Below are 25,635 nucleotides of genomic sequence, written 5' to 3'. Positions count from 1 at the left end.
GCCCCGCCCGAGGGCCGCCACCCGCCGCCCCGCCTGAGGGCCCGCCGCCGCCCCGCCCGGCCTCAGACCCGGAACGGGCCGGTGACCTCGTAGGTGATGCCCCCGGTGGAGCTGCCGCTCGTACCGCGCTGGCTGCTGAAGTACAGCCGGTTGCCCGCGGGGGAGAACGCCGGACCGCAGATCTCCGAGGAGGACTGCCCCGTGATCCGCAGGAACGGCGCCACCACGTCGTCCGGGGTGATCACGCAGATCTCCATGTTGCCGCCGTCCTCGGCGATGTACAGGTCGCCGTACGAGGACCCGGTCACGTTGTCCACGCCGGTCAGCGGGGCCGCGCCGCCGGGCACGAGGGAGTCGTCGTAGGCCAGCTCGTAGGTGCTGTTCGCGAGGTTCAGCCGCCACACGCGGTTGTCGCCCTTGGTGGTGAACCAGACGGTGTCGTTCGCGTAGTGGCAGCCCTCGCCGCCGTTGAACTTCTTCGCGCCCGACACCTGGCTGCGCGTGGCGGTGGGCGAGCCGTCGCGGTCCGGGACGTTGGCCCAGGTGAAGGAGCCCGAGGTGGCGGTGGAGGCCTTGAGCACCTGGAGCGTGCCCGAGGACAGGTTCCCCCAGGTGGTCGGCACGAAGCGGTAGAAGCAGCCGTCGCTCTCGTCCTCCGTCAGGTAGATCACCTTCCGGACCGGGTCGGCGGCGGCCGCCTCGTGTTTGAACTGGCCCATCGCCGGGCGCTGGACGGAGGCGTTCACCCCGTACGGGTCCGTCTCGTAGACGAAGCCGCGACTGACCTCCTCGCAGGACAGCCAGGTGTTCCACGGGGTCTTGCCGCCCGCGCAGTTGTGCCGCGTGTTCGACAGGATCCGGTAGGCGCCGGTGACGTTCGCGGAGGAGTCGAAGCGGATCGCGCTCGCGCCGCCGCTCGGGTTGATCTCCGAGTTCGACACGTAGATCCAGCCCGAGCCGTCGGCGAAACACGCGCCGCCGTCGGGGGCGCTGTGCCAGGAGTAGGAGGTGCCCGGGACGGTCTGGCCGGAGCGCGCGATCACCCGGCTGGTGAAGCCCGCCGGCAGCATGACGCCGTTCGCGTCCGCCGTGCCCAGCGCCCCGTACGGGCCCGCTCCGGGCTGGGCGGGCGCCGCGTAGGCGGCCCCGTGCATGAGGGTGCCGCCGAAGGCGGCCGCCGAGGAGCCGATCACGGCACCGCGCAGGAAGGTACGACGTTCCACGGTCACTCCTGAGGGAGGGGGAGCCCCGCGTCCGGTCGGGCGCGGGGTCGCACGCGTCGAGGAACCTAGAGGCGTCGAGTTGACGTCACATCAACTCCTCATGACGCGGGAGCGACCGGCGCGGGGTCAATCCCCCCGCGACGACTTCGGCAGGACGCGCGCCCCTCCGCGGCCTGCCGAGGCCCCACCAGCCCCCGACGGCCCCGGCGGCCCCACGGAGCTCCCGGAGCCCTCCGACCACCCCTGTGACCTGCGGTGTCCGACCCTCGGAAAAAACTTCGAAGAAATCTCGCCAACGCCGATGAGTTCTTCCGCGGCGGCCGGTCTACCTCTCGAAAGCGCCCGACACCCGGGTGCACGGAACACCGAGGGAAGAGGGACCGCAATGTCCGCCACCATGATCTTCGTCAACCTGCCCGTCAAGGATCTGGAGGCGACCAAGGCCTTCTGGGGCAAGCTCGGCTACACCTTCAACGCCCAGTTCAGCGACGAGAACTGCGCCTCCATGCCGATCAGCGACACCATCGTCGCGATGTTCCTCACCGAGGCCCGCTACAAGGACTTCACCCACAAGGCCATCGCCGACGCCCGGACCACCTCCCAGGTGCTCCTGTGTCTCAGCGCCGAGAGCCGCGCCGCCGTGGACGTCCTGGTCGACGGCGCCCTGGCCGCCGGGGCCACGGAGCCCCGTCCCGCGCAGGACCACGGCGTCATGTACGGGCGCGCCTTCGACGACCTCGACGGGCACACCTGGGAGATCATGTGGATGGACCCGGCGATGGTCCAGGGCTGACCGGCCCCCGGCCCCTACGAGCCGGCGGCGGTCCGCACCGGATACGTCCGGACCGCCACCTCCTCGTCGTCCAGGCAGCGCCCCGACTCCAGGTCGAAGCGCTGCTTGAGCAGCGGCGAGGCCACGAAGGGCCGACCCTCGGCGCAGCCCACCAGCCCCCGGGAGAGCACGTGCGCCCCGGTGAAGGGGTCCTGGTTGGCGATGGCGTACGGGCGCCCCGCGCGGTCGACGAACACCGCGGCCTGGCTCCCGTCCGGCAGCAGGGCCGCGACCCCGCGCCCGGGCGTGAGGGAGGACAGCGCGCACACGGTCAGCCAGCCCTCGGACAGCTTCAGTTCGACGGTCATCGGACGGTACCTCCCACGGGCAGGACGGTCAGGACGGCCAGGTCGGGCTTGACCTGGTCGCGTTCGGGCACGAACCGCACCGTCGGGTCCGGGGCGCCCGGCGCGTTGACGAAGGACACGAACCGGCTCAGCCGCTCCGGGTCCCGGAGGGTCTCGGCCCACTCGTCGCGGTAGTGGGCGACGTGGTCGGCCATCAGCGCCTCCAGCTCGGAGCACAGCCCCAGCGAGTCGTGCACGACGACGTCCCGCAGGTGGTCGAGGCCGCCCTCCATCCGGTCCAGCCAGGTCGAGGTGCGCTCCAGCCGGTCGGCGGTGCGGATGTAGAACATCAGGAACCGGTCGATGAGCCGGATCAGTTCGGCGTCGGACAGGTCCTGTGCGAGGAGGTCCGCGTGGCGCGGGGTGGCCCCGCCGTTGCCGCCGACGTAGAGGTTCCAGCCGCTCGCCGTCGCGATGACCCCGAAGTCCTTGCTCTGCGCCTCGGCGCATTCGCGGGCGCAGCCGGAGACCGCCGACTTCAGCTTGTGCGGGGCGCGCAGACCCCGGTAGCGCAGCTCCAGGTCGATGGCCATGCGGACGCTGTCCTGGACCCCGTAGCGGCACCAGGTCTGCCCCACGCAGGACTTCACCGTCCGCAGGGCCTTGCCGTAGGCGTGCCCGGACTCGAACCCGGCGTCGACCAGGCGGGCCCAGATCCGGGGGAGCTGGTCGACGCTCGCGCCGAAGAGGTCGATGCGCTGCCCGCCGGTGATCTTCGTGTAGAGGCCGAAGTCGCGGGCCACCTCGCCGATCACGATGAGCTTGTCGGGGGTGATCTCGCCGCCCGGGATCCGCGGGACGACCGAGTAGGAGCCGTTGCGCTGGAGGTTGGCGAGGAAGTGGTCGTTGGTGTCCTGGAGGGCGGCCTGCTCGCCGTCGAGCACGTAGCCGCTGGCGCCCAGGGAGGGGGCGAGCGAGGCGATGACGGAGCCGACGGTCGGTTTGCACACCTCGCAGCCGTCGCCGCCGCGCGCCGCCTCCCGACCGTGGCCGTCGAGGATCTCCCGGTAGGAGGTCAGTCGCCGGGTGCGGACGATCTCGTAGAGCTCGGCACGGGTGTACGGGAAGCAGCCGCACAGCCCCTTGTCCACGGCGGCCGGCAGGAGTTGGCCGATCACCTTGAGGCAGCTGCCGCAACCGGTGCCGGCCTTGGTGCACTTCTTGACCTCGGGCAGCGTCGAGCAGGCGGTGACGGCCTTCTTCGTGACGTTGTGGCAGGAGCAGATCACCGCGCTGTCGGGCAGGGCCGACGGGCCCAGTTGCGCGGCGGGCCCGAGTCCGGCCGGCAGCACCAGCTGTTCGGGGGCGACGGGCGGGACGCTCCCGGTCAGGGGGCGCAGCAGCCCGTAGGAGTCGGCGTCGCCCACGAGCACGCCGCCGAGCAGGACCCCGTCGGGGGAGACGACGAGCTTCTTGTAGACCCCGGAGCGGGAGTCGGACCAGACGACGTCCAGGCTGTCGGGGGCGGCTCCGTGCGCGTCGCCGAAGGAGGCCACGTCCACGCCGAGCAGTTTCAGCTTGGTGGACAGGTCGGCCCCGGTGAACTCCTTGTCGCGGCCGAGCAGGTCCTCGGCGGCGGTCTCGGCCATCTCGTAGCCGGGCGCGACCAGGCCGTAGACCCGGCCGTCGCAGGCCAGCGCGCACTCGCCGATGGCGTAGACGCGCGGGTCGGAGGTCCGGCAGCGGGAGTCGACGCCGATCCCGCCGCGTTCGCCGACCTGAAGCCCGCAGTCGCGGGCCAGCTGGTCGCGGGGGCGGACCCCGGCGGAGAAGACGACGAGGTCGGCCTCCACGGTGGAGCCGTCCGAGAGCCGCATGCCGCTGACGCGGCCGTCCTCGCCGGTGAGGACCTCCTGCGTGCCGACGCCGGTGTGCACGGTCAGGCCCATCGACTCGATCGTGCGCAGCAGGGCCGCGCCACCGCCCTCGTCGACCTGTACGGGCATCAGGCGCGGGGCGAACTCCACGACCCGGGTGGCCAGCCCGAGGCCCTGGAGCGCGCCCGCCGCCTCCAGCCCGAGCAGCCCGCCGCCGACGACCGCGCCGCCGGTGCGGCCCTTCGCGTACTCCTCGATGGCCAGGAGGTCCTCGATGGTGCGGTAGACGAAGCAGCCGGGGGCGTCCTTGCCGGGGACGGGCGGCACGAAGGGGTGGCTGCCGGTCGCCAGGACCAGGACGTCGTACGGGAACACCTGCCCGGAGCGGGAGGTCACGGTGCGGGCGTCGCGGTCGATGCTCTCGGCGGGGTCGCCGAGGCGCAGGTCGATGCCGTTGCGCTCCATGAACCCGTCCGGGGTCAGGGAGAGCTCCTCGGGGCTGCTGCCCGAGAAGTACGAGGTCAGGTGGACGCGGTCGTAGGCCGGGCGGGATTCCTCGCAGAGCACGGTGACGCGGTGCGTGGCGGTGGCCCCGCGCTCGGCGAGCGCCTCCAGGTAGCGCTGGCCGACCATGCCGTGGCCGATCAACACGATCGCGGGCAGGGGCTCGGTCATCTCAGTGGCCTCCGTCGTCGGTGAGCAGGTGGAACAGGTCGTGCGGTGTCTCGTCGCCCTCCCAGGTGCGGGCGAGCGCGCCCACCGTGGAGAGCTCGCCGAGCAGGACCCCGCCGACCAGCCGGTCGCCGCGGACGACGACCTTGCGGTAGGTGCGGCGGGTGGCGTCGGCGAGGCGGACCACGTCGTCGCCGGGGAGCGGCGTCGGTTCGCCGAAGGCGGCGAGGTCGAAGTGGCCGGGGCCGTCGGGGGTGAGGGTGGTGAGGGTGAGGCGGGTGAGGGCGCGGGTGCCGCCGTACGCGGGCCGGTCCGGGCCCGACCGGCCCGGACCGCCGGTGGGGTCGGCGGGATCGGTGGGGTCGGTGGGGTAGGGGGCCGCCGTCAGCAGGGCGGCGAGGGCCTCGGCCTGCTCCAGGGCGGGGCCGGCCAGTCCGTACACCCGGCCCGCGTGCTCGGCGCAGTCGCCGATGGCGTGGACGCGGGGATCGCTGGTGCGCAGCCGGTCGTCGACCACGACGCCCTTGCGGACCTCGATCCCGGCGGCCCGGGCGAGGCCGACGCGGGGGCGCACCCCGCAGGCGAGGACGACCAGGTCGGCGTCGAGCCGGTAGCCGTCGGCCAGTTCCACGCCGGTCACCTCGCGGCGGCCGGGGGCCTCGGCGGCGCGGGCGGGAGTGTGGGTGGGGGTGGTGCGGCCGGTGCGGGCTTCGGTGCCGGCGGTGGCGGCGGTGGTGCGGGGGGCGTCGGCGGTGGTGATCAGGCCGCGGACCCGGCACCGGGTGTGGATCTCCACGCCGAGGCCGCTCAGGTGGGCGTGCAGCAGCGTCGAGGCGTCCTCGTCCAGCTGGCGTTCCATCAGCCGCTCCGCCTGCTGCGCGAGGACGACCTGCGCGCCCCGGGCGGTCAGCGCGCGGGCCGCGGACACCCCCAGGAGCCCGCCGCCGATCACCACCGCGCGCACGCCCGGACGTACGGCCGCCGCCAACGCCAGACAGTCGTCCATGGTGCGGAACGCGTGCACCCCTTCGGGCAGTTCCCGGCCCCGCGGGGTGAACAGGCCGCGCAGCGGAGGGAGCACCGGGTTCGACCCGGTGGCCAGCACCAGGGTGTCGTACCGCTCCACGGAGCCGTCGTCGCAGTGGACCAGCCGCTCCGCGCGGTCGACGCGCACCGCCCGCACACCCCGGCGCAACGTCGGGCCGGGGTGGGGGAGCGCGATCACCTCGGGCGCGTAGCGGCCCGCGAGGACCTCGGCGAGCAGCACCCGGTTGTACGGGGCACGCGTCTCCTCGCCGAGGACGGTCACGTCCGGGGCCGGGGCGCCGGCGGCGTGGCCCGCGCCCGTGTCGGCGCCGGTCAGCCGCGCGGCGAGCCGAAGGCCGGCCAGGCCGCCGCCGATCACCACCACACGCTGGTTCGAGGTCATGGCACGAGCGTGCGGCCCGGCTGTTTCCCCTCGGGATCGCTCCTGTTACCCGGACGGAACGCCGACCTCAGCGCCGTGGTTAAGCGTCCGTGAGGCCATCCTCAAGGCCGCCTTAAGGGCCGCCGGGAGCTGTCCGGGGCCGCTTAGCGTGGGCCCCATGCGAGATGTGGCGGGGCGGGTCGAGGGCGCGACGGCGTGCGGGGCGGGGCTGGTGGTCCTGCTCTGGGCGGCCCAGGTGCGCCCGTCGGCCCGGCTCGACGCGCTCTTCGCCACGGCCGCCCACCTCACCGGCCTCCTCGCCGGCTACGGGATCCTCGTCCTGCTGTTCCTCATGGCCCGGATCCCCGCCGTCGAACACGGGGTGGGCGCCGACCGGCTCGCCCGCCTGCACGCGCGGATCGGCCGGCACGTCCTGACGCTCTGCTTCGCCCACGGCGTCCTCGCCCTGCTCGGTTACGCCGTCCACGCGGGCGTCGACGTGCTCTCGGCCGCCCGGGACCTGCTCGGCTACCCGGCGCTCGCCGCCGCCGCGGCCGCGACGGCCCTGCTGGTCGCGGTCGGCGCGACCTCCGCCCGCGCCGTGCGCCGCCGGATCCCGCACGAGACCTGGCGCGGGGTCCACCTCCTCGTCCACGTCGCCGCCGCCCTCGGCTTCTGGCACCAGCTCGCGGGCCCCGACCTGGCGGTCGTCGCCTGGTTCTGGTCCCTCGCCCACGCCGTCGTGACGGTGCTCCTGATCTGGTACCGCGCCGTGGTCCCCGTACGCCAGGCCCTGCGGCACGGGCTGCGGGTCGCCGAGGTCCGCGGCGAGGGGCCCGGGGTGGTCTCCGTCGTCATCCGCGGCAGGCACCTCGCGGAGCTGCGCGCCGAGCCCGGACAGTTCCTGCGCTGGCGCTTCCTCCAGCGGCGGCTCTGGTACACCGCCCTGCCCTTCTCGCTGTCCGCCCCGGTGGGCGAGGAAGGGCTGAGGATCACCGTCAAGGCGCTCGGCGGCCACTCCCGGCGGATCCGGCGGCTGCGCCCCGGCACGCGGGTCCTGGCCACCGGCCCGTTCGGGGCGCTGACGGCCGCCCGGCGCACCCGCGGCAAGGTGCTGCTGATCGCGGGCGGGGTCGGGATCACCCCGCTGCGGGCCCTGTTCGAGACGCTGCCCGGCGGGCCCGGGGACCTCACCCTGCTCTACCGCGCCGGGGCCGAGGAGCACCTCGTCCTGCGCGCCGAGCTGGAGGCCATCGCCGCCGGGCGGCAGGCCGGCCTGCACTACCTCCTCGGGCCCTCCGACGCCGCCTGGGACCCGCTGGCACCGCGGGCCCTGACGGCGCTGGTGCCGGACCTGGCGGAGCACGACGTGTACCTGTGCGGGCCGCCGGGGATGGCGGAGGCGACCCGAACGGCGCTGCTGCGGGCCGGGGTGCCGGCCGCGCACGTCCACTCCGAGTGCTTCACCGCCTGACCGGAGCCGCACCCACCCGTCTGTGCGCCCGTGCGCACCCCGCGCTCCGCGATCCCCCGGCCGGAGCCGCGCCCTCCCCCCGCCACGCCCTCACGAGAGGCCCCGCGTCCATGCGCCACCCGCTCCACGTCCCCGTGCCCGTGACCCCGACCGGGCCGGCCGGGTCCCGGCACCGCAAGCCCCGTCGGGAGCCCGCCTGGCGGGTCGGGGCCGCCGCGCTGTCGCGCGTACCGCCCGCGCGGCGGCTCGCGGCGGGGCTCGGGCTGGCCAGTGTGGTGGCGGCGAGTGCGTTGACCGCCCTGGTGGAACCGGCCGCTCCGCCGGCCCCGGACCGGATGCCCGCCCGGCAAAGCTCAACCTTTGCGCAAGTTTCCGGAGATTGATGGGCCCTGCATGGATCTTGTCCATAGGGTCGGCCCGTGCCTGACATATCAACGACCATGATCATCGTCCTGTGCGTGGCCGCCGCGGCGGCCGGCTGGATCGACGCGGTGGTGGGCGGCGGCGGCCTGCTGCTCCTGCCCGCCTTGCTGCTCGGCCTGCCGAACGCCCATCCCGCCGCCGTACTGGGGACCAACAAGGCGGTGGCGATCGTCGGAACCACCGGAGCGGCCGTCACCTACGTCCGCAAGGCCCCGGTGAACGTGAAGCTCGCCGTCCGGATCGGCCTGGCCGCGCTCGCCGGCTCGATGGGCGGGGCCGCGCTCGCCGGCGGGATCAGCAAGGACGCCCTGCGCCCGCTGATCATGGCCGTCCTCGTGGTGGTCGGCGCGGTGGTGATCTTCAAGCCCGGATTCGGCACCGCCCCGTCCACCTCGCCCGTCTCCCGACAGCGCGTCGTGCTCGCCATCGCCCTCGCGGGGCTCGGCATCGGCTTCTACGACGGCCTCATCGGCCCCGGCACCGGCACCTTCCTGGTCCTCGCCCTCACCGCCCTGCTCCACCTCGACCTCGTCACCGCCTCCGCGACGGCCAAGATCGTCAACGTGTGCACCAACGCCGGCGCCCTCGCGATGTTCGCCTACCAGGGCATGGTGCTGTGGCAGTTGGCCGCCCTGATGGCGGCCTTCAACCTGGCGGGCGGCATGATCGGCGCCCGGATGGCGCTCAAGAAGGGCAGCGGGTTCGTCCGGGGCGTGCTGCTCACGGTGGTCGGCGCCCTCGTCGTGAAGCTCGGCTTCGAACAGTGGGGGTAGCCGGTGGCGGGCGCCGGCCGCGGGCTCGTCAGTACGTCCCCGTGAGGTGTGCGAAGACCACCACGTTGCCCTGGTAGCCGGTGCGCGGGGAGAAGCCGCCGCCGCAGGTGATCACCCGCAGCTCCGCGCGCGGTGAAGGTCCGTAGACCCGCTCGTCCGGGAAGGCGCGCGCGTCGTGGACCTCGACCGCGTGCACGGTGAACACGGCCGTCCGCCCGTCCTCGCGCGCCACCTCGATCGAGGCCCCGCGCCGCAGCGCCCCCAGGTGGTAGAACACGGCCGGGCCGCCGGCGTCGTCGACGTGGCCCGCCACCACGGCGGTGCCCGACGCGCCCGGCGTGGTGCCGTCGCGGTACCAGCCCGCCAGGTCGGCCCGGGCGGGCGGCGGCACTTCGAGGCTGCCGTCGCGCTCCAGACCCAGCCCGGCCAGCGGCGCGTCGACGCGCAGGGACGGGATCCTGATCCGGACGGGCGGCGAGCCGGGCAGCGGATCGATGCTCGCGGCGTACGAGGCCTGCCCGCTCAGCGCCTCGGCCGGCGAGGGCAGCGGGGGCCGGACGGTCTCGCCCGAGCCGCTGTTGACGAGCCAGACGCCGACGCAGGCGGCGAGGGCGACCAGCCCCGCGCGGCCGGAGGTTGCCATGGGTGCCCCCTCGTCGTGGCGTACGTGGGACTCGGTGCGTGGGACTTCGTGTGGGACGTGGCCGTCGCCCGGCCCCGCGAACGGGGGGGACCTCGCGGGGCGGGCGACGGGGGACGGTACCGGTCGGACCGCGGCTCGGGCCGCGGTGGGCGCCCGTCAGCTCGGCGTGCCGCTCGCCCGGCGACGCATGAGCCAGGTACCGCCCGCGGCGGCGGTGGCCAACAGGGCCACCCCCGCCGCGATCATGGCGGGGTCGGTGGTGGTGGTCGTCCCACCACCCACCCCGGTGCGAACGGGGCCCTGCGGGCCGCGTTCGGTGACGACCAGGTCGCCGGTGGCGAACTTGCCGTTCGCGCAGGTCGCGCCGATGCCGTAGGTGCCGGGCCGGACGTGGTGCGAGACCTGGAACCGCCCCGTCACCTGTTCCTTGTGGGCACCTGGCGTCAGCTTGAACCGGCCGCCGCCCACCGTGGTGGCGTCACCTTCCGCGAGGGAGCCCGATCCGCAGGCGGTGGTGCTCACGGTGACGGTGACCCCGCCGGCGGCGTTCTTCGGCCAGACCTCCAGCTTGGCGAAGTCCCCGGGGGAGAAGCCCGCGGCCATGCCGAGGTCCGCGGCGGCCACCGCTCCGGCGACCGGGCCGGCGAACGCGGCGACGGTCAACGCGGTGGCGGTGAGCACGTGGGCGGTACTGCGGCGCATCAGAACTCCTGGGGACACGGGGTCGTGTTCCGAGGTAAACCGGCGGGCCGCGACTCCGCATGCCGACCGACCGCGGGAACGGGCCCCGCGCCACCCGCCGGGACGACGTCAGCGCACGTCAGAGGCCCGATCCGGCATCCGTGTCCCCCCACCCCGTCCGGGTGAAGCCGCCGCCGCGCGCGGCCCGCGCGGGCTCGACCGCGGGCGCTCCGGTCGACGGCGTCCCGCCCGGGTCCGGGCCCGGACCCGCTCCGCAGGGGCGACCCTCGACCGGGGCCGCCGGGGCCGACTGGGCCCCCGCCGAGGCCGACAGAGCCTCCGTCGAAGCCGTCCCGGCCGACGGGGCACCCGCCGACGGGGTCCCGGCCGAAGCCGTTCCGAGCGACGGGGTCTCCGCCGAGGCCCTCCCGAGCGAGGGGGCACCCGCCGACCCCGTCCCGAGCGACGGGGTCGCGTGCGGGGGTTCCGTCGCCTCGGGGAGCGTCACCGTCGCCGCCGCGCCGCCGTACGCCGCCCGGCCCGCGCCGGCCCCGGCCGTGCCCGGATCCGCCCCGCCCGGGGGCGGCCACGGGGTCGGACCCGGGGCCGGGGCCGACTCCGCCGGCGCGTTCGACAGCCGTACCTCGGCACCGATCACCTGGGCCTGGCCGAAGGCGATGGTCAGCCCGAGCCCCGTGCCCTGGCCCCGCTCCGCCGTACCCGTCACGAACCGCCGGGGTCCGTCGCGCAGCAGGCTCTCCGGGAATCCCGGGCCGTGGTCCCGTACCGTCACCGAGGCTCCCCCGACCTCCACCGACACCCGGCCGCCGCCATGGCGCCGCGCGTTGACCAGCAGGTTCGTCAGGATCCGCTCCAGCCGCCGGACATCCGTACGCACCCACGCCCCGTCCCCGCCGGACACCTCCGCCGTCACCCCCGAACGCCGGACCGCCGACCGCACCAGCGGCCCCAGCCGGTGCGCCTCCAGTCGGGCCTCCTCCCGGTTCGCGTCGAGCCGGGCCACCTCCAACAGGTCCTCCGTCAGCGTCCGCAGCGCGGCCACCCGGTCCCGGACCAGCTCGGTCGGCCGCCCCGCCGGCAGCAGTTCCGCCGCCGTGTGCAGCCCCGTCAGCGGGGTCCGCAACTCGTGCGCCACGTCCGCCGTGAACCGTTGCTCGGCCTCCAACCGCCCCTGGAGACTGGCCGCCATCGTGTCGACCGCCGAGGACAGCGCCGCCACCTCGTCGCGGGTGCCCGGCACCCCGGAGGGCCCGATCCGCGCGTCCAGGTCGCCCGCGCTGATCCGCCGGGCCGTCTCGGCGGCCGTCCGCAGGTCCTTGCTCAGCCGGCCGGCCATCAACGCCCCGCCGACCGCCGCCAGGGCCACCACCGCGGTCCCGAACACCACGAGCCGGCCGTCCAGTTCCGCCAGTTCGGCCTTCTCGGCGGCCAGGGACTGCCGTACCGACAGCACGTGTTCGCCGCCCACCGGCCGCGCCGCCCACACCGTCGGGTGCGGCCCCTCCAGGTCCAGGTACGTGGTGCGACGACCCGCGAGGGCCGCCTCGCGCAGGGGCTCGGGCGTGCCGGGGCAGTCGATGCGGGCGTCGGCCTCCCCGACCTTGTCGGGGTCGAGCCGGCCGGTCAGCTCGTAGACCTGCCGTACGCGCACCAGTTGCTCGATCGCGCCCTTGCGGGCCGCGTCCGCGACCTGGCCCACCCGGGCCTCGTGGATCAGCACGCCGATGGTGACCGCGACCAACGAGCAGCCGACGGCCAGCAGTACGGCGATCTTCCCGCGCAGGCCGAAGCCCCGGAACGGGCCGCGCCGGAGCGCCGGGGGCAGTCTCACCGTTCGCTCTCCGAGGCCGCGCCCGCCCGCGCGCCCGAACTCGCGCCCGGGGCGGGGGACAGGTCCTTGTTCCAGCGCCGTTCGTCGCTGACGACCGTCATCCGTCGCCCGTCCCAGTGGAAGCGGACGGCCTGCTCGGAGCCGTCGTCGGCGGCGGTGCGCACCAGCAGGTCCCGGCCGATGGAGTCGGCGGCCATCCGGCGGCCGAGGGTGAACAGGATCGGCACGACGCGCTCGCCGTCGGCCCGGTACACGCTCAGGGCCGTCCGGCCGGTCTCGGTGTCGGCGGCGACGACCAGCTCCTCGTGTCCGTCGCCGGTCAGGTCGAGGAGGACCGCCGGGCGTACGCCGACCCGGCCCGGCGCGTCGATCGTGCCCTTGCCGAGGTAGGGCCGCATCCGCCGGTCCGCTCGGACGACCGCCAGCGGGTCCACCGCCGCGAGGCCCCCGGGCCCCACGCGGGGGCCGTCCTTCAGGGCCGCCGGGGGTGGTTGCCGGGTCGCGGTCTCGGCGCCGGGCGCGTGGGGGGACTCCTGGGCCCAGGCGGGCCACAGGGCCTCGGGCCGCGGTTGCGCGGACACCGGCGGGGCGGGTTCGCCGGCGGCGAGCCCCCCGGGTGAGGCGCAGCCGGCGACACCGGAGCCGATGGCCAGGGCGAGGGCGCAGAGCGGCGCCGCGGCGGTCGGGAAGCGGGGCGGACGGGTCATGGGGCGGGCAACCGTGGGGTCGGAGACGGCGGTGCGTACCGTGGTGGTGCGCAGGCAGGACGGGCCGCGCGGCCCGACCTGCGACTGTCCAGTCTTCGTCGAGGGAGGGCCCCGTGACATCGGCCGATCGGCCAGGATCCGGCGCGTTCGAGGTGTTGCCGTTCTTCGTCTACGGCACCCTGCGGCCCGGCGAGGTCAACCACGACCTGTTCCTGCGGGGCCGGACGGCCGTCGAGGAACCCGCGCTGCTGCCGGACGCGGTGCTCTACGAGGGCCCCGGTTACCCGTACGCCGTCGAGCGGCCCGGCTCCGCGATAGCCGGGGAGCTGATCACGGCCGCTCCGGGCGCCTACGCGGACCTGCTGGTCGCCCTCGACCTGCTGGAGGAGTACGCGGGTCCGGAACGGTCGGACAACGTCTACGACCGGGTCGCGCGCGAGGCCGTCCGCCCCGACGGCAGTCGGGTGCGGGCCTGGGTCTACGTGGCGGCAGCCCCCGTGGCCCGACGCCTCGCCCGCACGGGCACCGAGATCCCGGGCGGCGACTGGCACCACCGGCCGGGCCCGAATCCCGGGCCCTAGGGCCTGTCGTCAAACTCCCGTCGTCGCCCGGAGGGCGGCCCCGTGGCGTCCGGTGCGTGCTCTCGGCGTGCCGGGCGGAAGCCCGTGTACTGGACGTACTCGGTCTTTCGCCCGGTGCGGCGAGAGCGCGTGCCGGGCGTTGCGGGGCAGACGGGATTTTGACGACAGGCCCTAGAGCCCTTCGGCGCCGCGGTTGCGCAGCCGGCGGCCGTACTGCTGGAGGACCCACAGCTCCTCCTGGACCGCCGCGTGCTGCTCGGGCGGGGCCTGGGGGCCGAGGCGGGACATGGTGCCCTGGATCTCGTGGACGCGGCGGTCGACGGCGCGCAGGCGGACCTGGACGAGCTGGACCCCCGCGTACACCTCGTCCACCGTCTTGGCGTGGATGGCCTCCACCGCCAGCTCCGTGACCAGGGCGCGGACGGTGTCGTTCGGGGCGGCCGCGCGGACGCGGACCAGGTAGTCGTCGGTGTCCTGGGCCGCGCCGCCCGCGTCCTGGATGGCCTGGCGGACCGCCGCGTAGGGCGGGGCGGTGAACTCGTCGATGCCGTACGCGTCGAAGGTCGGGGAGACCAGGGCCGGTCGCTGGAGCGCCAGCTTGAGCAGTTCGCGCTCGGTGCGGTGGGCGGGGCTGCGCAGGTTCAGCGCGGGGCCGCCGGCGGGCGCGGCCGGCGGGGCGGCGGCCGCTTCGGGGGTGCGGGAGGCTCCCCGGCCCTGCTGCTCGGGCTGCCGGCCCCGCTCGCGGGCCCAGCGGGCCAGCTGCGCGACGCGCTTGACGACGAACTGTTCGTCGCGGATGCCGAGCATCCCCGCGAGCTGGACGGCCGACTCGTGCTGGATGGCGATGTTCTTGATGTTCGCGACGACCGGCGCCGCCTCGTCCAGCGCGGCGGCGCGGCCGGCCGGGTTCTCCAGGTTGTGCCGGGCCACGATGTGCCGCAGGGCGAACTCGAACAGCGGGGTGCGCGACTCCACCAGGCCGGACACGGCCGCGTCCCCCTGCGCCAGACGCAGGTCGCACGGGTCCATGCCGCCGGGGGTGATCGCGATGGAGGTCTCCGCCGCGAACTTCTGGTCGTCCTCGAACGCCCGCAGCGCGGCCTTCTGTCCGGCCGCGTCACCGTCGAAGGTGAAGATCACCTCGGCGGTCGCGTTGTCCATCAGCAGCCGGCGGAGGATCTTGATGTGGTCGCCGCCGAAGGCGGTGCCGCAGGTGGCGATGGCGGTGGTGACGCCGGCCAGGTGACAGGCCATGACGTCGGTGTAGCCCTCGACGACCACGGCGCGGGAGGTCTTCGCGATCTCCTTCTTCGCCAGGTCGATGCCGTACAGGACCTGGGACTTCTTGTAGATCGCCGTCTCGGGCGTGTTCAGGTACTTCGGGCCGTTGTCGTCGTCGCGCAGTTTGCGCGCGCCGAAGCCGACGACCTCGCCGCTGATGTCCCGGATCGGCCACATGAGCCGCCCGCGGAAGCGGTCGATGGGCTTGCCGCTGCGGCTGTCCTGGGCCAGGCCGGAGAGGATCAGCTCCTTGTCGGAGAAGCCCTTGCCGCGCAGGAACCGGGTGAGGTGGTCCCAGCCGGCCGGGCTGTAGCCGACCCCGAAGTGGTTGGCCGCGGCCTGGTCGAAGCCGCGTTCGGCCAGGAAGCGGCGGGCGATCTCGGCCTCGGCGCCGCCGAGCTGGTCGGCGTAGAAGAGGGCGGCGGCCTTGTGGGCCTCGACCAGGCGGATCCGCTCGCCGCGGCCGCTGGTGCCGGCGGTGTAGCCGCCCTCCTCGTACCGCAGGGTGATGCCGGCCTGACCGGCCAGGCGCTCGACCGCCTCCGAGAAGGAGAGGTGGTCGATCTTCATGATGAAGTCGAGGGTGTCCCCGCCCGCCTGGCAGCCGAAGCAGTGGTAGAAGCCCTTGCTGGGGCTGACCTGGAAGGACGGGGACTTCTCGTCGTGGAAGGGGCACAGGCCCTTGAGGTTGCCGCCGCCGGCGTTGCGCAGCTGGAGGTACTCCGAGACCACGGCGTCGATCGGGACCGCGTCCCGTACCGCCTTCACGTCGTCGTCGTTGATCCGTCCTGCCACGCGTGAATTCTACGGCCGGGCGCCGACAAACCCGTCAGGCCCCCTCAGCCGGCACCAACGCCGAAAGCGGAACGGAGGGATCCGCCAGCTTTTCCCGGTCCACCGGGGTCTTCGACCTGATCAGGGCCTGGATCTGCTCGGTGACGTCCCACACGTTCACGTTCATTCCCGCCAGGACCCGGCCGTCCGACAGCCAGAAGGCGATGAACTCGCGCTTGGCCACGTCACCCCGGATCAGCACCTGGTCGTAGCCGCCCGCCGGGGCGTGCCCGGAGTACTCCAGGCCCACGTCGTACTGGTCGGAGAAGAAGTACGGGACCCGGTCGTACGAGACCTCCCGCCCCAGCATGGCCCGCGCGGCGGCCGGTCCGCCGTTCAGGGCGTTGGCCCAGTGTTCGACCCGCAGCCGGGTCCCGAGGGTCGGGTGGTGGGCCGCCGCCACGTCCCCGACGGCGAACACGTCCGGGTCGGAGGTGCGCAGCGAGGCGTCCACGGCGATGCCGCCGCCGTGCTCCCGGTCGACCAGGGCCAGCCCGGAGGTCTCGGCGAGGGCGGTGCGCGGGGCCGCCCCGATCGCGGCGAGCACCGCGTGCGCCGGGTGCTCCTCCCCGTCGTCCGTACGGGCCGCCAGCACCATGCCGTCCTGCCCGATGATCTCCGTCAGCCGGGCGCCGAAGTGGAAGCGCACCCCGTGCTCGGTGTGCAGGTCGGTGAAGAGCCGGCCGACCTCCGGGCCGAGCACCGTGTGCAGGGGGCCGGCCTCCGGCTCGACGACGGTGACCTCCGCGCCGTAGCCGCGGGCCGCGGCGGCGACCTCCAGGCCGATCCAGCCGGCTCCCGCGATCAGCAGGTGGCCGTTGTCGCGGCCCAGCGAGGTCAGGGCCTTGCGCAGCAGCTCGGCGTGGGCGAGCCGGCGCAGGTGGTGGACCCCGGCCAGGCCCGTGCCGGGGATGTCCAGCCGGCGCGGTTCGGCGCCGGTGGCCAACAGCAGCTTGTCGTAGTGCAGCAGGGTGCCGTCGCCCAGCCGGACCGTCTTGGCGTCACGGTCCAGGTGGACGGCCGGCTGCCCCAGGTGCAGTTCGATGTCGGCGCTCGCGTACCAGGACGGCTTGTGGACGAAGACGCTGTCCCGGTCCTCCTTGCCCACCAGGTAGCCCTTGGACAGCGGCGGGCGCTCGTACGGATGGTCGCGCTCGTCGCCGATCAGGATGACCCGGCCGGTGAACCCCTCGGACCTCAGGGTTTCGGCTGCCTTCGCCCCGGCCAGCCCCGCGCCGACGATGATGAACGTCTGGTGTGCGTCGACCACCTGATGCCTCCTCATAACCTCTCCGCCACATGCGACCACATGCGAGCGTCCCGCACCCAGCCTGCCGCGTGAAGGGGGAGTGGCCCGATCGGCTCACCCTTCGGCGCGTCGCGGGCGTCGGGTGAGGCGGGCGTGCAGCGAGCGGGCGGAGGCGTCGGTGAGGGAGGCGATCTGGTCGATGACCGCGCGTTTCGCGGCCCGGTCGTCCGGCGCGGCGTCGAAGATCGCCCGGAACTGCGGGTCCAGCCCCTCGGGCGCGCGGGCACTGAGCGCCTCGGCCAATTCGGCCAGGACCACGCGCTGGTCGGCGCGCAACCGCTCCTGCTCGTCGCGCTGCATGACGTACAGGTCGGCGACGGCCTTCAGGACGGCGCACTCGTTGCGGGCCGCGCGCGGGACCACGAGCTCGGCGGTGTACCGGGTGAGGGGGCCAAAACCGAACGCCTCGCGGGTGGCGCTCTCCGCCGCCAGGCAGAACCGGCCGATCAGCTGGCTGGTGGCGTCCTTCAGGCGGGCCTGGGCCACGGCGGAGCCGTCGTAGCCGTGCGGCCACCACTCCTCCTCCATCAGCCGGTCGAGCGCCTCGCGCAGCTCCTCGGGGTCGGTGTCGGCGGGTACGTAGCGGCCGATGGCGACCTGCCAGATGGCGCTGAGCTCCGGCTCGGCGAACAGCAGGTTGGGGTCGATGTGCCCGGCGTGCAGGCCGTCCTCGAAGTCGTGCACGGAGTACGCCACGTCGTCCGACCAGTCCATGACCTGGGCCTCGAAGCACTTGCGGTCGGCGGGCGCCCCCCGCCGCAGCCACTCGAAGACGGGCAGGTCGTCCTCGTAGGCGCCGAACTTGACCGAGCCGGGGTCCGTGGGGTGCCCGCCGCGCGCCCACGGGTACTTGGTGGCGGCGTCCAGACTGGCGCGGGTGAGGTTGAGGCCGACGCTGACCAGGGAGCCGGTCGCCGGGTCCGGGACGAACCGCTTGGGCTCCAGCCGGGTCAGCAGGCGCAGCGACTGGGCGTTGCCCTCGAAGCCGCCGCAGTCGGCGGCGAACTCGTTGAGCGCCTCCTCGCCGTTGTGCCCGAAGGGCGGGTGGCCCATGTCGTGGGAGAGGCAGGCCGCCTCGACCAGGTCGGGATCGCAGCCGAGGGCCGCGCCGAGCTCCCGTCCGACCTGGGCGCACTCCAGGGAGTGCGTCAGTCGGGTGCGGGGGCTCGCGTCCCAGTCGTAGGAGCGGGTGCCCGGGGTGACGACCTGGGTCTTCCCGGAGAGGCGGCGCAGCGCGGCGGAGTGCAGCACGCGGGCGCGGTCCCGCTGGAAGGCGGTGCGGCCGGGCCGTTTGTCGGGCTCGGCGGCGAACCGCTCGGTGGCGGCCGGGTCGTAGGAGTCGTAGGCGGGAGCGTGCGGGGTGCCTTCCATGCTCCGACGGTAACCGCAGCCGCCGACATTCCGGGCGACCGGGAGCTGTCCGGTCGGCTACGCGAGGGCGGCGACGGCCGGTACACGCGGGTTGCGGATCCGGGCCAGGGCCTCGTCGTAGCGGCGCAGGACGAGGCGGGCCAGGGCCGGGTGGGCGCCGAGCGGGGCGGAGGCGGGCCCCGGTGAGGCGGCGGCGCAGGCGGTGGCGAACCGGCCCGGCGCCGTGAAGTACGAGGCCACCGCGACCCGGTGGTGGCCGGCGGCGCGCAGCGCGCGCACCGCCTCCGGTACGCCGGGCGTCGCCGCGGAGGCGTAGCCGGGGAGCACCGCGACCCCGCCGAGGCGTTCGGACAGCAGGGCGGCGGCCTGCCGGGTGTCGGCCGCGGAGTCGGGGTCGCGGGATCCGGCGGCGGCCAGGACAACCGCGGTGCCCGGGGTCCAACCGGCCTCCAGGAGGCGCTCGAAGAGGGCCTCGACGAGCAGCGGGTGGGGGCCGAGGGGGGCCGCGACCCGCGTGCGCAGGCGGGCCGCCCGGGCGGCGCCGGCGGGGAGGTCCCGCTTGACGTGGGTGCCGCGCCCGAGGAGGAGGGGGACGAGCACCGCGTCGGGGGCGCGGTCCGGTCGGCGGCCGGTGCGGGCGTCCGCCTCCGCCTCCGCGGACAGGCCGTCCAGGGTCTCGGCGAGCAGGGGCGCGTTCAGCTCGACGTGTCCGAGGCGGACGTCGAGGCGCGGGCGCAGCTCGCGGACGCGTTCGAGGAGGGCGAGCACGGCGGGGAGGGCGCGCGGGTCGCGGCTGCCGTGTGCCACGGCGACGAGGGTGGGCTGCATGGGTGGGCTCCGTGGTGCCGGGCGCGTGGCGGGCGCAGGCCGCTGAGCTGGGTGCCGAGCTGGTCGGTTATCCGGGTCAGCAGCTCGGCCGCGCTGCCGAAGGGGAGGGCGGGGAAGGCGGGGGAAGGGGCTTCGGGAGGGTGCACCGGCTCCGTCATGGATCGATCCTGAGGGGGCCAGGTTGCGGGGGCGTTGCGGTGGGGTGACGGGTCTTTTCCTCCTGCTCACTCGGTCGTTCGTACGGGTGAAAGGCCGGGGGCGGGGAACTGCGGGTCGGGGCCGGTTCGTCAATCCGTGCGAAGGGCGCGTGTGATGTCGAGGTGTCGGGCGTGCGGGTGTCGCGCGGTGTGCGTGGCGGGGAGCGAGGGGGGACGGGTCATGGGGGAGTCGGAGGGGAAGCGGGGCGGCGCGTGGTGGCGCCCCCGGCTGCCGCGGAGCGTGCGGGCCCGCCGGCGGGCGGTGCGGCTGGTGATGGCGGGGTGCGTGCTGGCGCTGCTGCCCTCGGCCTGGACGCACGCGGTGGCCGCGGACCGGCTGCGCACGACCGCCGACGCGCCGGCGGCGGAGGTCGCGGTGGTCTTCGGGGCGGGGCTGTGGAACGGCCGGCCGACCCCGTACCTGGCCGACCGGCTGGACGCGGCCGTCGAGCTGTACCGCGCGGGCCGGGTGAAGGTCGTCCTCGTCACCGGGGACAACAGCCGCGTCGAGTACGACGAGCCCGACGCGATGCGGACGTACCTCCGGGAGCGGGGGGTGCCGCAGGACCGGATCGTCAGTGACCACGCGGGGTTCGACACCTGGGACTCCTGCGTACGGGCGCGGGAGATCTTCGGGGTGGACCGGGCGATCCTGATCAGCCAGGGCTTCCACATACGCCGGGCCGTCGCGCTGTGCCAGGCGGCGGGCGTGGAGTCGTTCGGGGTTGGTGTCGCCGACGTGCACGACGCGACCTGGTACTACGGCGGCGTCCGCGAGGTCTTCGCGGCGGGCAAGGCGGCGTTGGACGCGGCCTTCGAGCCGAGCCCCCGGTTCCTGGGACCGAAGGAGGAGGGGGTGTCGCGGGTGCTGGCGGCTCTGGCACACTGACGCGCGGCGATCGGCGTATGCCGATTAGTCATATGTCGAAGTGTCTGTGGCAGGGGTGTGGAACCGTGGCTGTGGTGGATCTGAGCGGCAAGGTCGTCGTCGTCACCGGAGGGGCCCGCGGACTGGGCGCGGCGGCCGCGCGGGCCGTCGTCGACGGGGGCGGCCGGGTGCTGATCACCGACGTGCTGGAGGCGGAGGGCGCGAAGACGGCCGCCGAACTCGGGGAAGCGGCCCGCTTCCTGCGACACGACGTGACGAGCGAGGCCGACTGGGACGCCGCCCTCGCCCACGCCGTGGCGGAGTTCGGGCGGATCGACGGCCTCGTGAACAACGCGGGCGTCGCCACCGGCCGGCTGTTGGAGGACGAGAGCGTCGAGCACTTCCGCCGGGTGGTCGAGATCAACCTGGTGGGCGTCTTCATCGGGATCAAGACCGCGATCCCGCTGCTGCGGGCGAACGGCGGCGGGTCGATCGTCAACATCTCCTCCGCCGCCGGTCTCACCGGGCTCGCCCTCACCGCCGGGTACGGCGCCTCCAAGTGGGGGGTGCGCGGGCTGTCGAAGATCGGGGCGGTCGAGCTCGCCGAGGCGGGCATCCGGGTCAACTCGGTCCACCCCGGGATGACACTGACCCCGATGACCGCCCCGGTCGGGATCCGGACCGGCGAGGGCAACTACCCCGGCGCCCCGCTGGGACGCGTCGCGGTGCCCGAGGAGATAGCCGCCGCCGTCGCCTTCCTGCTCTCCGACGCCGCCGGGTACGTGACGGGAGCGGAGCTCGCCGTGGACGGCGGCTGGACGGCGGGCCTGACGGTACGGCACCTCACGGGGCAGTGACCCGCCCCGCGCCACCGGGCCCGAGCCACCGGGCCCGAGCGCCGGGCCGCGCCACCGGGCCGTGCCACCGGGCCCGAGCGCCGGGCCCTCGCCGCCGGGCCGAGCCACCGCCCCCGCGCCACCGCGGCGCCGGCGCATGGTCTCGCGCATGGCGTCGGCCGAGGTCGGCCCCGGGCAGCGGGCGCCGCGCCCCCGGACCGGGGCCGGCGCCACCCTCGGCGACGGCCGGACGCGGCCGCTCCGCGGGGGTGCCCCGCCCGACGGGCGGGCCGGGCCGGCGCGGCGCGGGGTGGGGTGGGGTGGGGCCTCACCGGGCGGGGGTGGGCGTGCTGAGGTCGCGCACCCCTGGCCGTAACGCGCCGGCGCGGCCCGCGTAACACCCGCGTCGCACGCTGGACGCATGCCCACCCCGCACTCCGCCCCCGCCCCCGGCGTCACCGCCACGCACTGCCCGTACTGCGCGCTCCAGTGCGGGATGAACCTGCGCCCCGCGCCGGACGGTACGGGCGTCACGGTCGAGGAGCGGACGGAGTTCCCCGTCAACCGGGGCGCGCTGTGCGGCAAGGGACGCACCGCGCCCGCCGTGCTCTCCTCCCGCGTGCGCCTGACCGAGCCGCTCGTGCGCACCCACGCCGGCGGGCCGCTCGTAGCGGCCGGCTGGGAGGAGGCCCTCGACGCCGTGGCCGCCGGCCTCGCCCGCACCGCCCGCGTCCACGGGCCCGACGCCGTCGGCGTGTTCGGCGGCGGCGGACTGACCAACGAGAAGGCGTACGCCCTCGGCAAGTTCGCCCGGGTCGCCCTGCGCACCTCGCAGATCGACTACAACGGCCGCTTCTGCATGTCCTCGGCCGCCGCCGCGCACCAACGGGCCTTCGGCCTCGACCGCGGCCTGCCCTTCCCCCTGGAGGACGTCCCGCGCACCGGCTGCGTGATCCTCGTCGGCTCCAACCTGGCCGAAACGATGCCCCCCGCCCTGCGCTTCCTCACCGAGCTCAAGGCGAACGGCGGCACCCTGATCGTCGTCGACCCCCGCCGCACCCGCACCGCCGAACAGGCCGACCTGCACCTGGCCCCCCGCCCCGGCACCGACCTGGCCCTCGCCCTCGGCCTGCTGCACCTCGTGGTCGCCGAGGGCCGCACCGACACGGAGTTCATCGCCACCCGCACCACCGGCTGGGAGGAAGCCCGCGCGGCCGCCATGGCCCACTGGCCCGAGCTGGTGGAGCGCCTGACCGGCGTCCCGGTACCCCGGCTGCGCCGCGCCGTGGAGCTGTTCTGCGCCCCCGAGTCCGCGATGGTCCTCACCGCGCGCGGCCCCGAGCAGCAGTCCAAGGGCACCGACACCGTCGGCGCGTGGATCAACCTGTGCCTCGCCACCGGCCGCGCCGGACGCCCCCTCTCCGGCTACGGCTGCCTCACCGGCCAGGGCAACGGCCAGGGCGGCCGCGAACACGGCCAGAAGGCCGACCAGCTCCCCGGCTACCGCAAGCTCACCGACCCCGCCGCCCGCGCCCACGTCGCCGGCGTCTGGGGCGTCGACCCCGCCGGCCTGCCCGGACCCGGCCGCAGCGCCTACGAACTCCTCGACGCCCTGGGCACCGACGTACGGGCCCTGCTCCTCATGGGCTCCAACCCGGTGGTCTCCGCCCCCCGCGCCGCCCACGTCGAGGAACGCGTCCGCTCCCTGGACTTCCTCGCCGTCGCCGACGTGGTCCTCTCCGAGACCGCCGCGCTCGCGGACGTGGTCCTGCCCGTCACCCAGTGGGCGGAGGAGACCGGCACCACCACCAACCTGGAGGGCAGGGTCCTGCTGCGCCGCCGCGCCCTGACCCCGCCACCCGGCGTGCGGAGCGACCTGGACGTGCTGCACGGGCTCGCCTCCCGCCTGGGCGTGGAGAAGGGCTTCCCCACCGACCCCGAGGAGGTCTTCGAGGAACTGCGCCGCGCCTCCGCGGGCGGACCGGCCGACTACTCCGGCATCTCCTACGCCCGCGTGGAGGCCGAGCAGGGTGTCTTCTGGCCCTGCCCGACCGGCTCCGAGGGCACGCCCCGCCTCTTCCTGGACCGCTTCGCGACCGATGACGGCCGGGCCCGCTTCGTGCCCGTCTCGCACCGCGACGCCGCCGAGACCCCCGACGCCGACTACCCGCTGCTGCTCACCACCGGCCGGGTCGTCGCCCAGTACCAGTCCGGTGCGCAGACCCGACGGGTGGACGAGCTCAACGCCGCGGCCCCGGGACCCTTCGTGGAACTGCACCCCCGGCTCGCGGCCCGCCTCGGGGTCGACGACGGAGCTCCGCTCGCCGTCACCTCCCGCCGGGGGCGCGCGGTGGCGCCGGCCCGGATCACCGACGCGATCCGCGCCGACACGGTCTTCATGCCCTTCCACTGGCCGGGGGAGGGGCGCGCCAACAGCCTCACCAACGACGCCCTGGACCCGGTGTCCCGGATGCCGGAGTTCAAGGTGTGCGCGGTCCGGGTCGAGCCCGCCTGAGGGCGCGGGGCCCGCCCCGCGCGCGGCCGTCGGGCCCGGACGGTCGTCGGGCTCAGCCGGTCGGGGCCCGCCCGTCGCCCCGCCCGTCGTCCCGCCCCCCGGTCCACAGCTCCTCCACCGACAGGTCGCTGTCGTAGAGCACGAACTCCCTCTCCTCCGAGCCGATCTCGTACCCCGCCTCCACCAGCTCCGCGATGAGGGTGTCGCAGGCGGCCGTCGCCCGCGAGGCCGAGCCCCGGCAGCGCTGGGTGACGAAACGTTCCTGGCCGTCCGGCGTCCCGGACGGGGCCCGCCGGGAGTGCGCGGACAGGTGCGCCCCGTGCGGGACCACCAGCGCCTCCAGCGCCCCGTGGTCGTACGCGTCCGGCAGCAGCAGTCTCAGGTGGTGCTCGTAGTACCCGCCGCCCGGGCCGGGCAGGTCCGTGGTCCAGGGCACCGTCTCGATCTTGACCCTGATCGGGTGGAAGCCGGCCGCCCGTAACTGGGGCACCAGCCGCTCGTGCCCCGTGCGGTCGGGCAGCGTCAGCATCGGTTGGCAGGAGGGACGACCGCGGGTCTGTCGGGGGTGGGTGACCCTCAACTCCCGCGCGTCGGCCCAGGATTCGAGCCGGGCCAACTCCCGCGCGTCCGGGCAGCGGACCGTCACGTGCGTTTCGTAGGTTCCGTGCGAAGACATGATGTCGATCATCTCGGACATGCGTCCGATCCGCATCGGGGTTGCCGCCGGGGGGTAACCATCCGGTCACGCACCGGACTCAGAAAGTGCTCGCACACCCCTCGTGGCGGCGATGTGTCTTACCCCACACTGAGGTGCGGTGCCCCCGTCCTCGGAGCCCTGGAGGTCGCCCTCGTGCAGACCCAGACCCTGACCGTGAACGTGAGCCGCCCCGCCGCCGACGCGCCCGCCGCGGTCGGCGTCCCCGAGTCCGAGGCGAGGGACGAACCGGTGGACGAGACGGTGCGGGACGAGGCGGTCCCCGACGGGACGGTCCGGGACGGGGCGGCGCCGGACGAGACCGAGCCGCACGAGACCGAGCCGGACGAACCCGAGGTCCTCGAACTGATCGAGCCCGAACGACCCGGACCCCGCTCCCGCACCCGGGACGACACCGGCGGATCGGGCCCCTCCGCCGACCTCTTCCGCCAGTACCTGCGCGAGATAGGCAGGATCCCGCTGCTCACCGCCGCCGAGGAAGTGGACCTCGCGCGCCGCGTGGAGGCGGGACTCTTCGCCGAGGAGAAGCTCGGCAACACCCCCGACCTGGACTCCCGGCTCGCCCTCGACCTCGACCGGCTCGTCGTCCTGGGCCGGATGGCCAAGCGCCGGCTCATCGAGTCGAACCTGCGCCTCGTCGTCTCCGTCGCCAAGCGCTACGTCGGCCGCGGCCTGACCATGCTCGACCTGGTCCAGGAGGGGAACCTCGGACTCATCCGGGCCGTCGAGAAGTTCGACTACGCCCGCGGCTACAAGTTCTCCACCTACGCCACCTGGTGGATCCGGCAGGCGATGTCCCGGGCCCTCGCCGACCAGGCCCGCACCATCCGCGTGCCCGTCCACGTCGTCGAACTGATCAACCGCGTCGTCCGCGTCCAGCGCCGCATGCTCCAGGAACGCGGCTACGAACCCACGGCCGAAGAGGTCGCCGTCCACCTCGAACTGACCCCCGAACGCGTCCTGGAGGTGCTCCGCCTCGCCCAGGAACCGGTCTCCCTGCACGCCCCGGTCGGCGAGGAGGACGACGTGGCGCTCGGAGACCTGATCGAGGACGGCGACGCCGCCTCGCCCGTCGAATCCGCCGCGTTCTTCCTGCTCCGCGAGCACCTGGAGGCCGTGCTCTCCACCCTCGGCGAGCGCGAACGCAAGGTCGTCCAGCTCCGCTACGGGCTCGCCGACGGCCGCCCGCGCACCCTGGAGGAGATCGGCCGGATCTTCGGCGTCACCCGCGAACGGATCCGCCAGATCGAGTCCAAGACCCTCAACAAACTGCGCGACCACGCCTTCGCCGACCAACTGCGCGGCTACCTCGACTGACCCGCGCGCCCGGACGGGCACGGGACACGGGAGAGGGGCGCCCCGAAGGACGCCCCTCTCCCGGTCCACGACCGTCACGACCCGTCCACGACCGCTCCCGGACCGATCCCCGACCGGTCCGCGAGCCGGGC

At 74.8% G+C, this 25,635-nt stretch carries 20 protein-coding genes and 1 pseudogene; 8 read left to right on the top strand and 13 right to left on the bottom strand.

The features are described 5' to 3' along the window. Positions 1-62 precede the first annotated feature (62 nt). Entirely contained in the window at positions 63-1,223 is a 1,161-nt protein-coding gene (locus AB0D01_RS30720; RefSeq protein ID WP_363060958.1) for an alkaline phosphatase PhoX, read from the bottom strand. 385 nt (positions 1,224-1,608) lie between these two features. On the opposite strand from AB0D01_RS30720, the gene AB0D01_RS30715 reads away from it, so the two are divergent. Then, the gene (locus tag AB0D01_RS30715; RefSeq protein WP_363060956.1) at positions 1,609-2,016 is read left to right on the top strand and encodes a VOC family protein; all 408 of its coding nucleotides are present in this window, start codon (positions 1,609-1,611) and stop codon (positions 2,014-2,016) included. Positions 2,017-2,030: 14 nt separating this feature from the next. Here AB0D01_RS30715 and nirD read toward each other — a convergent pair whose 3' ends face one another. Genes nirD through AB0D01_RS30700 form a run of 3 tightly spaced genes read right to left on the bottom strand, consistent with a single transcriptional unit; the run spans position 2,031 to position 6,320 of the window. Beyond that, positions 2,031-2,363, bottom strand: coding sequence for a nitrite reductase small subunit NirD (gene nirD / locus AB0D01_RS30710; RefSeq protein WP_363060954.1), 333 nt, complete (start codon positions 2,361-2,363; stop codon positions 2,031-2,033). After that, complete coding sequence (gene nirB, locus AB0D01_RS30705; RefSeq protein WP_363060952.1) at positions 2,360-4,894, bottom strand: nitrite reductase large subunit NirB; 2,535 nt, start codon at positions 4,892-4,894, stop codon at positions 2,360-2,362. The genes nirD and nirB overlap by 4 nt, the downstream gene beginning before the upstream one ends. Before the next feature lies 1 nt (position 4,895). After that, positions 4,896-6,320, bottom strand: a complete 1,425-nt coding sequence (locus AB0D01_RS30700; protein WP_363060950.1) for an FAD-dependent oxidoreductase — start codon at positions 6,318-6,320, stop codon at positions 4,896-4,898. A gap of 157 nt (positions 6,321-6,477) precedes the next feature. On the opposite strand from AB0D01_RS30700, the gene AB0D01_RS30695 reads away from it, so the two are divergent. Together AB0D01_RS30695 and AB0D01_RS30690 are read left to right on the top strand one after the other, a co-directional pair. Further along, a complete protein-coding gene (locus tag AB0D01_RS30695) occupies positions 6,478-7,773 on the top strand; it encodes a ferredoxin reductase family protein (RefSeq protein WP_363060948.1) in 1,296 nt (431 codons plus the stop codon). A gap of 419 nt (positions 7,774-8,192) precedes the next feature. Next, on the top strand, positions 8,193-8,969 hold the full coding sequence (locus AB0D01_RS30690) for a TSUP family transporter (protein ID WP_363060946.1): 777 nt from the start codon (positions 8,193-8,195) through the stop codon (positions 8,967-8,969). A 28-nt stretch (positions 8,970-8,997) separates the two neighbouring features. Here AB0D01_RS30690 and AB0D01_RS30685 read toward each other — a convergent pair whose 3' ends face one another. The 4 genes from AB0D01_RS30685 to AB0D01_RS30670 form a co-directional block, all read right to left on the bottom strand. Next, positions 8,998-9,612: a class F sortase gene (locus AB0D01_RS30685; protein ID WP_363060944.1), complete on the bottom strand. Its 615-nt coding sequence runs from the start codon at positions 9,610-9,612 to the stop codon at positions 8,998-9,000. A 156-nt stretch (positions 9,613-9,768) separates the two neighbouring features. After that, positions 9,769-10,314, bottom strand: coding sequence for a hypothetical protein (locus tag AB0D01_RS30680; protein WP_363060942.1), 546 nt, complete (start codon positions 10,312-10,314; stop codon positions 9,769-9,771). 118 nt (positions 10,315-10,432) lie between these two features. Next, complete coding sequence (locus AB0D01_RS30675; protein WP_363060940.1) at positions 10,433-12,145, bottom strand: ATP-binding protein; 1,713 nt, start codon at positions 12,143-12,145, stop codon at positions 10,433-10,435. Beyond that, on the bottom strand, positions 12,142-12,852 hold the full coding sequence (locus AB0D01_RS30670; RefSeq protein WP_363060938.1) for a hypothetical protein: 711 nt from the start codon (positions 12,850-12,852) through the stop codon (positions 12,142-12,144). Before AB0D01_RS30670 ends, AB0D01_RS30675 begins: the two co-directional genes overlap by 4 nt. Positions 12,853-12,965: 113 nt before the next feature. Here AB0D01_RS30670 and AB0D01_RS30665 point away from each other — a divergent pair, with 113 nt between their 5' ends. After that, positions 12,966-13,433 (top strand): gamma-glutamylcyclotransferase family protein, encoded by a 468-nt coding sequence (locus tag AB0D01_RS30665; protein ID WP_363060936.1) that lies wholly within the window; start codon positions 12,966-12,968, stop codon positions 13,431-13,433. Between the two features lie 171 nt (positions 13,434-13,604). Here the strand turns inward: AB0D01_RS30665 and dnaG are convergent, their stop codons facing one another. The 4 genes and pseudogenes from dnaG to AB0D01_RS30645 form a co-directional block, all read right to left on the bottom strand. After that, complete coding sequence (gene dnaG / locus AB0D01_RS30660) at positions 13,605-15,509, bottom strand: DNA primase (protein WP_363060934.1); 1,905 nt, start codon at positions 15,507-15,509, stop codon at positions 13,605-13,607. Between the two features lie 34 nt (positions 15,510-15,543). Further along, positions 15,544-16,818 (bottom strand): FAD-dependent oxidoreductase, encoded by a 1,275-nt coding sequence (locus AB0D01_RS30655; protein WP_363060932.1) that lies wholly within the window; start codon positions 16,816-16,818, stop codon positions 15,544-15,546. A 93-nt stretch (positions 16,819-16,911) separates the two neighbouring features. Further along, positions 16,912-18,228 (bottom strand): deoxyguanosinetriphosphate triphosphohydrolase, encoded by a 1,317-nt coding sequence (locus tag AB0D01_RS30650; protein WP_363060930.1) that lies wholly within the window; start codon positions 18,226-18,228, stop codon positions 16,912-16,914. Positions 18,229-18,285: 57 nt separating this feature from the next. Continuing rightward, positions 18,286-19,214, bottom strand: a pseudogene (locus AB0D01_RS30645) (sirohydrochlorin chelatase). A gap of 220 nt (positions 19,215-19,434) precedes the next feature. Here AB0D01_RS30645 and AB0D01_RS30640 point away from each other — a divergent pair. The 3 genes from AB0D01_RS30640 (at position 19,435) to AB0D01_RS30630 (ending at position 23,472) form a co-directional block, all read left to right on the top strand. After that, positions 19,435-20,142, top strand: coding sequence for an ElyC/SanA/YdcF family protein (locus AB0D01_RS30640; protein WP_363060928.1), 708 nt, complete (start codon positions 19,435-19,437; stop codon positions 20,140-20,142). 71 nt (positions 20,143-20,213) lie between these two features. Then, entirely contained in the window at positions 20,214-20,978 is a 765-nt protein-coding gene (locus AB0D01_RS30635; RefSeq protein ID WP_363060968.1) for a glucose 1-dehydrogenase, read from the top strand. 400 nt (positions 20,979-21,378) lie between these two features. After that, positions 21,379-23,472, top strand: a complete 2,094-nt coding sequence (locus tag AB0D01_RS30630; protein ID WP_363060926.1) for a molybdopterin oxidoreductase family protein — start codon at positions 21,379-21,381, stop codon at positions 23,470-23,472. A 52-nt stretch (positions 23,473-23,524) separates the two neighbouring features. On the opposite strand, the gene AB0D01_RS30625 is transcribed toward AB0D01_RS30630, so the two are convergent. After that, positions 23,525-24,148 carry a hypothetical protein gene (locus tag AB0D01_RS30625; protein WP_363060924.1) on the bottom strand — a complete coding sequence of 208 codons (624 nt, stop codon included), beginning with the start codon at positions 24,146-24,148 and terminating at the stop codon, positions 23,525-23,527. 174 nt (positions 24,149-24,322) lie between these two features. On the opposite strand from AB0D01_RS30625, the gene AB0D01_RS30620 reads away from it, so the two are divergent. Further along, on the top strand, positions 24,323-25,504 hold the full coding sequence (locus AB0D01_RS30620) for an RNA polymerase sigma factor (protein ID WP_363060922.1): 1,182 nt from the start codon (positions 24,323-24,325) through the stop codon (positions 25,502-25,504). The last annotated feature ends 131 nt before the right edge of the window (positions 25,505-25,635 follow it).

The organism is Streptomyces sp. NPDC048606 (genome assembly GCF_040650855.1).
GTDB lineage: Bacteria > Actinomycetota > Actinomycetes > Streptomycetales > Streptomycetaceae > Streptomyces.
Note: the sequence above shows the minus strand (reverse complement) of the source record. Positions and strands in the feature narration are given on the sequence as shown.

Coding starts and splice junctions, on each gene's coding strand:
- AB0D01_RS30625 (WP_363060924.1), bottom strand. CDS start 24,148: ATGTCTTCGCACGGAACCTACGAAACGCACGTGACGGTCCGCTGCCCG.
- AB0D01_RS30630 (WP_363060926.1), top strand. CDS start 21,379: ATGCCCACCCCGCACTCCGCCCCCGCCCCCGGCGTCACCGCCACGCAC.
- AB0D01_RS30685 (WP_363060944.1), bottom strand. CDS start 9,612: ATGGCAACCTCCGGCCGCGCGGGGCTGGTCGCCCTCGCCGCCTGCGTC.
- AB0D01_RS30715 (WP_363060956.1), top strand. CDS start 1,609: ATGTCCGCCACCATGATCTTCGTCAACCTGCCCGTCAAGGATCTGGAG.
- AB0D01_RS30670 (WP_363060938.1), bottom strand. CDS start 12,852: ATGACCCGTCCGCCCCGCTTCCCGACCGCCGCGGCGCCGCTCTGCGCC.
- AB0D01_RS30700 (WP_363060950.1), bottom strand. CDS start 6,320: ATGACCTCGAACCAGCGTGTGGTGGTGATCGGCGGCGGCCTGGCCGGC.
- AB0D01_RS30695 (WP_363060948.1), top strand. CDS start 6,478: ATGCGAGATGTGGCGGGGCGGGTCGAGGGCGCGACGGCGTGCGGGGCG.
- AB0D01_RS30680 (WP_363060942.1), bottom strand. CDS start 10,314: ATGCGCCGCAGTACCGCCCACGTGCTCACCGCCACCGCGTTGACCGTC.
- AB0D01_RS30640 (WP_363060928.1), top strand. CDS start 19,435: ATGGGGGAGTCGGAGGGGAAGCGGGGCGGCGCGTGGTGGCGCCCCCGG.
- nirB (WP_363060952.1), bottom strand. CDS start 4,894: ATGACCGAGCCCCTGCCCGCGATCGTGTTGATCGGCCACGGCATGGTC.
- AB0D01_RS30650 (WP_363060930.1), bottom strand. CDS start 18,228: ATGGAAGGCACCCCGCACGCTCCCGCCTACGACTCCTACGACCCGGCC.
- nirD (WP_363060954.1), bottom strand. CDS start 2,363: ATGACCGTCGAACTGAAGCTGTCCGAGGGCTGGCTGACCGTGTGCGCG.